This is a genomic window from Peredibacter starrii (genome assembly GCF_034259205.1).
In the GTDB taxonomy this organism is placed as follows: domain Bacteria; phylum Bdellovibrionota; class Bacteriovoracia; order Bacteriovoracales; family Bacteriovoracaceae; genus Peredibacter; species Peredibacter starrii.
The window spans coordinates 936,627-949,134 of sequence record NZ_CP139487.1 but is presented as its reverse complement, the minus strand read 5'-3'; the positions used below and the strand labels follow the sequence as shown (position 1 = coordinate 949,134).

4 protein-coding genes are annotated in these 12,508 nt (G+C 43.9%); all 4 read right to left on the bottom strand.

Annotated features, from left to right (window positions below):
- Positions 1–13: 13 nt before the first annotated feature.
- Positions 14–3,640, bottom strand: a complete 3,627-nt coding sequence (locus SOO65_RS04705; RefSeq protein WP_321397732.1) for a tail fiber domain-containing protein — start codon at positions 3,638–3,640, stop codon at positions 14–16.
- 98 nt (positions 3,641–3,738) lie between these two features.
- Positions 3,739–6,981, bottom strand: a complete 3,243-nt coding sequence (locus SOO65_RS04700; protein ID WP_321397730.1) for a tail fiber domain-containing protein — start codon at positions 6,979–6,981, stop codon at positions 3,739–3,741.
- 148 nt (positions 6,982–7,129) lie between these two features.
- Entirely contained in the window at positions 7,130–10,252 is a 3,123-nt protein-coding gene (locus SOO65_RS04695) for a DUF8740 domain-containing protein (RefSeq protein WP_321397727.1), read from the bottom strand.
- Positions 10,253–10,359: 107 nt separating this feature from the next.
- Positions 10,360–12,432: a hypothetical protein gene (locus SOO65_RS04690; protein ID WP_321397724.1), complete on the bottom strand. Its 2,073-nt coding sequence runs from the start codon at positions 12,430–12,432 to the stop codon at positions 10,360–10,362.
- Positions 12,433–12,508 lie beyond the last annotated feature (76 nt).

Sequence of the window (12,508 nt, the reverse complement as noted above, 5' to 3'; positions counted from 1 at the left end):
TAAGTTATTGGATTTATGGGTGTTTCTGGAGGGCCTTTTCAATTCTATCTAGTCTACGATTGGTCTCTTCGTTTTCGGCCTTAAGGCGATCGATTTCTTTTTTAAGCTCTGCTTTTTCTTTCTCACCTTGATCGTATTGCTTTTTAAAACCTTCAACTAACACCGCCACAAGGTTTGAGTATTGGACTGATTTCATGCCAGTTACTTTGTCTGTTCTTACCAATTCTGGAAATACTTTTTCTACTTCTTGAGCGATGAAGCCCACTGACTTCTCACCACTCTCCTTCCATTTATAAGTTACACCATGAAGTTGTTTGATCTTTTCAATTGGATCTTGAATGCTCGCGATATCTCTTTTTAAGCGACGGTCTGATGTATTGAGAAATGCCACACCTTTTACGTTACCCATGACTTCAAGTCTTTCAGAAGGAGCACTGGTACCGATACCTACGTTTCCATTATCATGTAAGTTCATCGAAGGACCTAGATTTGTTCCATCGGCCGCGTATCTCCAAAATGCAAGTCCATTATTATATCCACCCGTCATGTTATATATGACCCAATCATTAACAAGCGCTCCGGTTTTCTGCATGTTTTGAATACGAACCGCACCACCTTCATTACTGTTATGACGAACAAAAAGGTGACCACTTTCTAGAAAGAAGTTACCTGGACCGACATGAAGTTTATATGAAGGGTTATTAACGCCTAAACCGACATTCCCAGAACTTCCAATGACGAGACGTTGCTGAGATTGAAAGCCATCAAAAATAAAAAAATCGCGTGTATTGTTAGGTTGAGAATCCTGTCCAATCTCCCATTGTCCAAGCATCATAGAGGCGCGTTTGTGAGTGGCAGAGGTTTCATTTATTCTAAGTAATTTATCACCACTGGTGCCATCACCTAACGAAAGTAAAGCATTTGGAGATGAGTTACCAATTCCGACCAGGCCCCCCGAGGTAATCGTCATTCGGTTTACGTTATTGACTGCTCCGGCCGGAGTCGTTCGGAAGTAGATATTTGCAGGTGTGCTTGTTGCGGAAAAGTTTCCATCCGCCGAAAAATAAATCTGAGCGGCATTCGTGAAGGCCGTACTTCCAGAATTCTGGTTTCCCATTGCTGTCACTGCCCCTAATGGGTCACCCAATACGATTGGAAGTGGAGCTGCCTCAGTACCGCGAGAGTTTAATAAATCCAAAACAGGAAATCCTGCAGTACCGCCAGTGAAGTTAACTCCAGAAAAACCTGGATACCTTACACCTGAACTTGAAGTATTTACGACTTTTACTCGAGGACTCAAATTGACTGCACTCACTTCAATCTGAGCACCCGGAGTTGAAGTTCCAATCCCTACGTTACCTGTGCTTCGATAAACATTACCACTTGCAAGACCCCATTGGTTTCCTGCTCCTGAAATTTGTCCATCCACATACTGTTTGTTGGTTACATCAGTAGCGTTGACGGGATTATTTGTGACTTGAAGAAGGCTTGTCCCACCAAAACTGAAAGTACCGGAACTTAAAGTGTCCCCTGCTTTATTAACAGGTGTGAATCCCAGAGCACTTGTAATATCTAAGGCCGCCAGAGCGGTCCACGCAGAAGCATTGGCACCAGAAGCTTTTAAAAATTTTCCAGCGTCTCCACCAGCAGGTGAAGGAAGAAGATTAGTATCAATGTCTACTGTTGGGTTACCTGAAACTCCATTACCATTTGTTACTGACGTTCTATTTGCGACACCAGAAATACTTCTGCCAGCGAAAGTATCAGCTGCAGTTTGAACTAAGATTCCATTCGTATTATAGGCAGCGAGTGAAGTCAGCGTGGCATCTGCCGCTTGCTTTTCGGCCGCCAGTTCATCAATTGCACCTTGTACAGTAGAGGCAGCAATTGTTCCTGCTGGAGTATTTGTAATAAGAGCACCAGAGTAATCACCGGCCGTAGCAGTCACCGCCCCTGTCCTTCCGAAGACAGTCGTAATCGGAGAAGAAGTTGGTGTGATCCAGGACATAACACCAGCAGCACTTGATGAAAGAACTTGGCCCGCAGTTGGAGCCGTCAATGGAAGAGTATAATTGAAAGTAGCACCCAGAGATGCTGGAGCTTTCAGTGTTACATAGTTTGCGTTATCAGACTTAAATCTTACTGCACCTTCCAGGGCAACATCTCCGGCAACATCAAGTTTTCCTGCTGCTGTTGATTTACCAATCGCAACTTCACCGGTAGCGAGAATACGCATTTTTTCGACTCCACCAGTTGTGAAGCCAAGAATGTCAGTCGAAAGATTGAATATCCCTGTATCGGGATCTCCATTAAATGCATAAGTTGGATTTGAAGCATTAAAAGTTCCACCACCAAGACGCAGGTAAGGAGCAAATGAACCATTCATAATCAGGGTTGACGATGAAAGATTCATAGAAAGACTTCCGTTAGCAGAAAATCCTATGATTCCACCATTATTGAAGAAACCTGTTGAAGGTGAACTTGTAAAGTTGATGCTTGGCGAATTCCATGCACCATTAGCAATAGAAATTGTGCCAACACCAGTAATGTTGTTAGATCCAAGAGCGAGATTAGTTGTTGCTGTGTGGTTACCGAGATTATCTCCAGGAGCAGTAGAGACTTTCGTATCAACATAGTCTTTAGTCGCAGCATCGGTTCCAAGCGTCGGGGCCGCAAGTCCTGTGATTTGATTGTTCCCCATCGCAATGGCGCCACTCATTGTTCCACCAGTAAGAGGAAGTTTAGTAGCATCCAGAGAATCATTATCATTCACACATGACCAAAACGTTGGCCCTAAATTCATCTGAAGTTTTTGATGAGAAAGACACATGGGAACTTCGCCTGGCATAACTTGACCAGCACCGTAACCAATCGTCGCAACAGCAGCATCACCCAATCCTAAATTCGTACGCGCACCGGCCGCAGTTGAAGAGCCCGTACCACCATTTGAAACTGGAAGTTGTGAAACTTCAGTCATCACTCCTGAACCATTCGTTACAACTACTGAGTTGGCGGTCCCGGCAGCGAGTTTAGAGCGAGAAATATTTCCGGCAAGATGTGTATCAGTTACTCCGCCATTTGCAATGGCTATAGTACCTGAGTTCGTAATCGTTCCACCTGATAATCCTGTTCCTGCAGTAATGTCAGTAACCGTACCACCAGTCGCGCCAACGATAGGTTTTGGTTCCCATTTAGAACCAGTCCAAGTGAGTACTTCATTGTTATTCGCATTTAACTTTGAAAGACCATGAGCGATTTCCGCCGATGGAACTGAATGTAGCGACTGAAATGAATATGATTTACTTGCAGTTTCATTCGTCACTCTAATGGCGGCAGCATCCGGTGAAATAATTGAACCCAACACTTGAGAAAGAGTTTGAGCACCACAATTCAAATCTAATTTCACATGGAAGACACCATTAGTAAGTGAAACGTTTGTGATTTGTTGAGTACAAAGAATAGTCGATGTATTTGCCGTGCTTGCGAGATCAAATTTCAAATCTACAGGGCCCATAACTGGTGAACCATTTGTGTTAACCAGACGGCCGGAATAACTTAACGACTCCGCATAGGCAGCGGAGATGATGGCGATGAGAGAGCCACATAAGAAATGATAAAAGACGCGTGAGAGTTTTCCCATTTTTTTGGGTCTAATCCTTTGATTTCTCAAAGTCTTATCGGGATTTCCAAGGAATAAATTAAGAAGTGTTTAACAGTGTTCACTCTTTGTAAAATCAATCATTTACACAAAAGCGCTTTAGGATCTTTAGAGCAAATATATCCTTTGATGAGGGCATTTTCTTTTCTAAGTTGTTCGTTAGCAGTTGAGAGAGAGCTAACTTTTTGCTCAAGGGACTTGATCTTTTGATGCTCATTTTTCGTGACTTCAATCAGAGGAGCAATGAGCTTGGAATACGCTACCGATTTGTAACCCTGCTTATCTGTCTTTACTGCTTCAGGAAAAACTTTTTCCACTTCTTGAGCGATTACTCCCATATCATTGGCCTGCTCAAAATTCATTTTTGGGAATTCGTCCTGTCGCCAATCAAAGTATACACCTTGCAAAGTTAGTAATTTTTCTGCATCAGAAATCGGTTTGATATTTTTCTTTAATCTTCTGTCTGAAGCATTAACGTAAGCACCTACTCCGGCGACGACACCGTTTGCGTGAAATTTGTAACTAGGCCGAAAACCAATTCCGACATCTCCATCCAATACAGTATAATCAATGGTATGTGTTCCGGCATTTCTGTGTGAATGAAAAATCGTAGCACCGGACGTGTATGCATCATTCATTGTCCTTAAAACAACGACTCCGTCAGTACCACTAAACAATTCAGTCCAGCGTTGGTTTGCAGGTGCTCCAGAATTATATATTTCCATAGTTGGTTGCGATGAGCCTGATACTCGAATTCTTCCATTCACATCTAAGTCAGATTGAGGACTGGCAGTTCCTATACCTACGGCGCCACAACTGAAGTATGAAGGTCCATAACTCGATAAATGAACACAGTTGTTATATCCACCTGATGTATTTGCATTCTGAACTGTTATTGTTGCAAGAGTATTGGCACCACTTCCCCAACCTGGACGAAATACATAATTAGTATGAGTTCCTGCTCCAGGCACCCCACTAAAGTACATACCACCGCTGTTGAAGATAGTCGCATTTGAGCCATTATCAACTCGAATGTTACCACTATTAATGTGAAGCTTTTGAGCGGGAGCCGATGTTCCTATCCCTACGTTCCCAGTATTGTAATAAGCGCTGGTTCCGTTTTCACTCCATTGTGCGGTATTATTAAAAGCTGTGAGGTTTGCACTGATCTGAGCTTGAAGTTTTCCGAGGGCCCCAGAAAGAGTATCACTACTCGAAAGCGCAGTATTCGTTCCTACTGCAAATCCATTCATGACTAAAGCTTGGACATCACTTTGTAATGAACTCCAGGTTTTGTCACCGCGATAGTACTGAGCAGTGGTTCCTGCAATAATGAGAGGTTGCTTTTCAGAATCTAATTCGTTGATTGCCGCCTGCACATTTGTGGCCGCAATATTTCCGACCGCCGTATTTCCAACAGCAACACCATTTAGTGTCTGCCAGGACTTATCTCCTCTCCAATACTGGGCCGCTGTACCAGCAGTAATGGTTGGCTCTTTTCCTGAAAGAGAGGAGGCAAGACCACTGATTTTAGACTGAGCAATGGCGGCGCTGGCAGAAATGTCCGCATCCACTATTGAGCCAGCAAGAATCTGCGCATTTGATACTGTTCCAGAGAGATCGCCACCCACGGCAGTGGCACTGGTTGCAACTGTCGCCCATGATAAATTTCCTGCGCCATCAGTAACGAGGGCCTGCCCTGAAGTTCCGGCCACTCCAGGTAGATTAAAAATCAAAGTCGCGGCCAACGCGTTTGGAGCTTTAAGTTCTACAAAGTTGGCGGTAGTTGATTTTAGTCTTAGTTTACCTGTAAGAGCAACGTTTCCTACCACATCTAATTTATCGACAGGAGTCGTAGTTCCAATCCCCACTTCTCCGGTAGCGTTGATGATCATCTTCTGCGTTCCGTCCGTATCAAAACGGATACTGTTTTCATTCGATGAGGCTTCTACCTGGATTCGAGTGCCGGTATCAGCATCAACAATCGAGTTCGGAACCGGAGTGGTAGGTCCGCAGTTTTTCATCACACTAGTTACAGTCATGTTTGCGGAGATTTGATTGTTCGACCAGTTGTCCTGATGATATTGAGCAGTCGCTTTGTTAGTGTTAGGCACAGAATAATACGTCATTGTAGTATTACTATTCATCGTATTGAAGATATGTTGAATCGCATTGGTTCGCACCACGTTTGCCACGATAACACTACCTGAGATAGTAAACTGATAACGGCAATTAAGGTCATATTCATCAGTATCAGAAAGAGGCACGCTCACCCATGCTCCAGTCACTCCACTGCTAACACTTCCAACTTGGTTATCGACATAGGCCTTTGTGGCGGCATCAGTAAGATTAATCGGTGCTCCAAGATTAATAATCTTATTCACTCCCATATTAATTTCACCGGTCATTACACCACCTGCGAGTGGTAACTTAGTTGGATCAGATGTCGTATCTACATCGGCGGCACATCCCCAATAAGTTGGACCTAATCCTGTAAACTGTAGTTTCTGAGTTGGGAGACAAACCGGAATATTATCCGAAGGCAAAACATTTCCGGCCGCATAGCCAATAGTTGCCGTTGCAGCAGAACCTAATCCTAAATTTGTTCGAGCATTCGCGGCGGTATTAGCACCTGTACCACCTTGTGAGAGAGGAAGTTGTGCCACTTCACTTATGTTCCCAGACCCGTCATTGATTAACACATAATTAGCGGTTCCACTTACAAGTTTGGAACGAACAATTCCCCCAGCAAGATGAGAATTCGCTACCCCACCAGATGCAATTGAGATAGTTCCAGAGTTTGTGATTGTCCCACCTGAGAGACCGGAGCCGGCAATGATTTCTGTGACTGTTCCGCCAGCGGCACCACTAACTGGTTTAGGTTCCCACTTCGCACCTGTCCAGGTAAGAACTTCATTATTGTTTGCATTTAATTTTGCAAGTCCATGAGCAATTTGAGCAGAAGGAACTGAGTGCAGCGCCTGAAAGGAATATGTTTTCCCTGCAGTTTCATTTGTTACACGAATGATCGGAGTTTCAGTCGAAGGAATGGCGCTCAGCACTTGATTCAGAGTGGAGGCCCCACAATTTAAATCTAACTTTACGTGAAACACACCGTTTGTTAGGGAAACGTTAGTGATTTGCTGAGAGCAGAGAATATTAGTTGAATCAACAGAGTTGGCGAGTTCAAATTTTAAATTTACCGGACCGACAACAGGAGAACCATTTGTATTCACAATTCGGCCAGAGTAGCTAAGAGAATCTCCTGCCTGCGCAGTTGAAATGAGAAAAAAGAAAATTCCCAGTTGATATCTAGCGCCCATTTCAGGCATTCCTTGAGACGGTTTAAAATTCAGAAGATATATCGACTGAAAGTTTGGAATTTTTTAAAGAAAATTTTACAAATTAGCATATTATGACAAGCGGAATTTTAAAATTGAGGATGAGTGCAATGTCATCACACTTAACAAATTAATTCTTTCGACAATAGAGAACGGCCACGTTTCGAGGACGAGTCTCAACGGCGGTGTTACCTGTTCTCATTGGACCAACACCAATATAAACATCACCACGGCTTCCAGGGTTTCCACCTGAGCCGTAGGTTGAATCAGGGTTGGTATCTTGGAAAGCAACCACGTTGTTATAACCCCCACCTTCACCAGTTACATGGTGAGTGTGATCTTGAACAGCATCAGCTTGATAGCTACCAGGAGCTCGTGTACCACTTGGATCTTGTCCAGCACCATTGTCGATACCGCGAAGGAAGCGTCCGCGAGCAACTGTGTATTCACTCCAACCTGATGGACAAGAAGTTAAATCAAAGGCCATGATTGCACCGGTTGGAATGGCCGGAGCTCCAATGGCTCCCCAAACAGTGCCATTACAAAACTCCATGATTTTAAGAGTAGAATTATAACGCTGAGAACCTTCTTGAGCGGCCCCGCAAGTTGTCATCGATCCGAGTTTGATACCACCATTTACATCCAAGGCAGCTTGAGGAGCAGTTGTTCCAATACCAACATTACCTCCAAAATAACTTTTAGTGCCACCACTGGTATAAATCGCAAAATTATCCGCAGAGCCTTTTGTTAGGGCCTGAACATATAGACCGAACTGGTTGATTGGCGAACCTGTTCCCGCTCCGTTTTCCACATAAAAACCATATGCATTTGTGATGGTTTGTCCTGTCACTGTATCAACTCGACTCCAAACTGCACTAGCATCTGTCGTCGTTCCTCCGCTTACTCCACCTTGGATTAAAGACTGCATACCAATGATTTTTGTAAGTGAGCCACTTGCATGAGCTGGATATGTATTGGCACGTATTCCGGCCTTCCAATTCGTGCTGTTCTCTTGAAATGCTGTCTTAACATACATTCCATACTCTTCATCGGTCGAATTCACAGTGTAGGTTTTTTCGACATTCAAAGGAGAGATGGGAGTACTCGTTCCTACTCCGACATATCCACTAGTATAGTAAACATTTGATGAGTTTTTACTCCAGATTCCAGAACTATCAAAGGCAGCATCATTGGCGATGATTTGCGCCTCAAGCTTTCCAAGTGCTTCAATTAAAGTATCTGTAGCATCAAGTGGTACTGCAGATCCAACTGCATAACCACTCATGAGGGCCGTGCGAACTCTTGAATCCAAGAAATAGAGATTTGTTCCTTCAGGCACAACTGATGTGTTTAGCGTCTGCCAGGTTTTGTCTCCTCTCCAATATTGTGCCATTGTTCCAGCAGCAATAAGCGGTTGCTTCCCGGCCAAATCATTTACAAGATTGGCGACTTTCGCTTGAGGAATATCTCCATCAGTTAAACTAAGTTTAGAATATGTGACCGAAGCATCTGCGATCTCAGAAGTACCAACTGAATTAGCAACTAACTGAGCGTTGGCAATTGTTCCTGAAAGATCTCCACCAATCGTTGAAGCGGTTGTTGCAACTGGTGACCACGACAATATACCTGAACCATTTGTGGTGAGAGCATAACCTGAAGTCCCTGCAGTAGCAGGAAACGTATAGGTTGTAGTTGCCCCAAGGCTCGCCGGAGCTCTGAATTCAACATAATTTGCAGAGTCCGATTTAACTCTCAATTTTCCGTCGAGGGCAATATCACCAGCGACATCAACTTTGCCAGCTGCTGTTGATTTACCGATGGCCACTTCACCGGTGGAGAGAATTCTCATTTTCTCCACACCACCAGTGGTGAAACCAAGAATGTTCGTAGATAAGTTAAACATCCCTGTGTCTGGATCGCCGCCGAAAGAATAGGCAGGATTTGAAGAATCAAAAACTCCCCCTCCCAACCTCATGTATGGAGAAAAAGAACCATTGAGATTAAGTGAACTTCCAGAAAGAGTCATTGCAAGACTGCCACTAGAAGTGAATGTCATATTACCACCATTCTGAGCAATACCAGTATTAGTACTACTCGTGAAAGAAATTGATGGAGTATTCCAAGCACCATCACCTACAAAAATTCTATTAGTTCCCAGTGACAAGTTTGTCGTGGCGGTGTGGTTACCAAGATTATCTCCAGGGGCCGCACCAACTTTAGTATCTACATAATCTTTGGTAGCAGCATCTGTTCCGAGTGCAGGAGCCGCAAGACCTGTAATTTGATTGTTCCCCATGGCAATGGCACCACTCATCGTACCGCCACCGAGAGGAAGTTTAGTTCCATCGAGTGAATCATTATCCTGAACACAGGTCCAAGAATAAACCGGACCAACACTCATTTGAAGTTTTTCACTCGCCAAGCAATTAGGAACTGCTGAGGCAGACATTACATTTCCTGGTCCATCACCAATATTGGCCACGGCCGCTGTACCAAGACCAAGATTAGTTCGAGCTCCAGCGGCCGTATTTGATCCGGTACCACCACTAGTCAGAGGAAGCTGTGCAACTTCACCCATTACTCCTGAAGCATCATTCACCAGAACATAATTGGCAGTACCATTGGCCATTTTACTTCGTGTGATTCCACCAGCGAGATGAGAATCAGTTACTCCACTATTTGAAATGGCAATCGTTCCCGAGTTTGTAATTGTTCCACCTGATAAACCGGATCCAGCAACAATTGATGTAACAGTTCCACCTGTCGCGCCCACAATTGCTTTTGGTTCCCATTGAGAACCTGTCCAAGTTAGAACTTCATTGTTATTAGCATTTAGCTTTGCGAGTCCATGAGCAATTTGTGCTGATGGAACTGCATGAAGAGATTGAAATGAATATGCTTTACTTGCACTTTCATTGGTTACTCGAATAGCGGCCGTATCTGGAGATGGTATAGTAGCGAGTACTTGAGATAAAGTTTGTGCTCCACAATTTAAATCAAGCTTCACATGGAACACGCCATTTGTCAGAGCAACGTTAGAAATTTGCTGAGTACAAAGAATGGTTGATGTATCGGCCGTGCTAGCGAGATCAAATTTTAAATTTACCGGACCCACAACTGGTGAGCCGTTTGTGTTAACAAGTCTTCCGGAATAGCTTAACGATTCTGCATATGCATAAGAAAAAATATTGATGACTGCGAATGCAGCACAAAGAGTCTTAAGAAATTTGGAGTGAGAGTTCCGTAATTTCAATTTATATCCCATTGATATTCTTTAAGACTTATCGGGATATTAAAAAAATCTTTTTAATTTTAATCCGCAATTGAATAAGATTTAGAATGTCTTGGGCCATCAAAAAATTAGTAGAAGATACTGAACAGACCACTTTCTAATCTTTCACCTGATTTGTCTTCAGCACTCTCCCCTGCTGGACCTCTTGATGGAGGATTATCGATTGTAGGTTCAAAGAAACCGTAAGCAGTAAATCCACCTGAAAACTCTCTTACATACTGAGTTCCCGTTTCACCGTGAGAGCTATCGGCCTGGAAGTAATCAAAATCTTCCAAGTGCACTTTCGTAGTTGAACAAGAATAGGTTGCCGGTGAGTAAGATGAGTTTCTAATCCACGTTACGATGAAGTTATCGCCGTATTCAAGTTTCGCGAGAACCAATGGTAAATCAATTTGTGATGATGGACTTAAAGATCCAGTTTCGGGATCAACTCCTGTGATCCATTCAAAGAAAGGATCTGGAGTCGGAGCTGGGTAGCTCACATAGTTTGTCACGACATCTTCACAAGTAGTGGCCGCAGGATCGTGAGTTTTTAGGTTCACCATACCTACAGAGATTCCAGTTGGAGCGAAGTCGTCACTCACTATTGATGTCCAGATGTTCGATGGAATATTGTCATCTCTTCCGTAAAGTTCTGTCGTTTGGAAATATGTTTTTGTGTTCGTCACTTCTAAGTGAGGAAGTGCACTATTGATGTCATAACTTAAATCAGTAATTGTTGAATCAAGTCCTGATGATGTTGCTGTACCGTAAAAGCTCAAGCAGTATGCACCATCAACTGCACCAATTGTTACTGGTGAAGAATATGCAATTCCTGAGGCTTCAGGGTCACACGCTGTTCCTGAAGAACAAGCGGCATTGCTAACACAATAGAAGATATTAGATGGAGCATCACAAGTAATGGTTACTGACACTGAACTACTGTAGGCACCTGTTGAAGGCGTTGCCGAACAAGTTGGAGGTGTAGCTGGTGTACCAGATGTTGTACCACCCGTACCACTGGTGGTTGTACCAGAGGTTGTTGTTCCGCCAGTTCCGCTTGTTGTTGTACCAGAAGTAGTTGTTCCACCAGTACCACTTGTTGTAGTTCCCGAGGTAGTTGTTCCACCTGTTCCGCTTGTTGTTGTAGATGTAGTAGATCCACCTGCACCACTAGTAGTAGTTGATGTAGTCGTTCCGGAAGTTGAACCTGAAGTAGATCCTGAAGAAGCCCCGGCCACAGTCACCCAACCTCCACCGGAAGTTGTAGTTCCTGATGTCGTTGTACCACCAGTACCACTTGTCGTACCTGATGTAGTTGTGCCCGAAGTAGTAGTTCCAGAAGTTGTTGTACCGGAAGTAGTAGTTCCAGAAGTTGTTGTACCGGAAGTTGTTGTACCGGAAGTTGTTGTACCCGAAGTCGTACTACCGGTAGATGTCCCTGAAGTTGTCGTACCAGACGACGAAGTTCCAGACGAAGATCCAGATGACGACGAACCACTCGAAGTTGAACTCGTTGTAGACCCTGTAGTACCAGAAGTTGTTGAACCAGTTGTTCCTGATGTCGTCGATCCTGTTGTAGAACTGCTACCTGAACTTGATGATCCGGTTGTTGAAGACGACGATCCAGTCGTAAATCCTACGTTACCAAATGCAAGACCACCGCCACCACCTAAGCTACCAGTGATACCACCAAATTGAGATGAACCAGTTGTTTTAGATCCTGATGTCGAAGTCGTAGGTGCATTCGAAACACTTCCTACTCTTGAACCAGAAGCAACACTTCGGCTTCCTCCACCACTATTACTACTAGGTACATAAGTCGCATCAGCACTGTATGATCCAACGGACATCGGCATTGGAGCTTCTTCTTGTCCTCCACCGACTGCCATTCTCTCTTCATCTACTGGCTCTTCCGCACGGGGTTCGAAAGTTTGCATCATACGAGGAGCGCGATCTGCTCTTTCACGTTGAGGTTGCATTCTTGGTTTTGGCACATCAACTGAAGCAGGCCTACGTTTTTTGATTTTTCTTGGAGTGATTTGAACTTCTACTTCATCTTCTTCTACTGCTGGCTTGTCTGCTGACAATTGAACCGAGGCCACTCGAATGAGAAAGGCCGCCATAAGTGCTACACCAACGTAGAGTGAATTCTTAAGCATGGTTCATTCCTTTATAAAAAAAGAACGAGTCAGCAGATCGCTGTTCCATGCGATGACTGGAGAGAGTTTTTAAAAT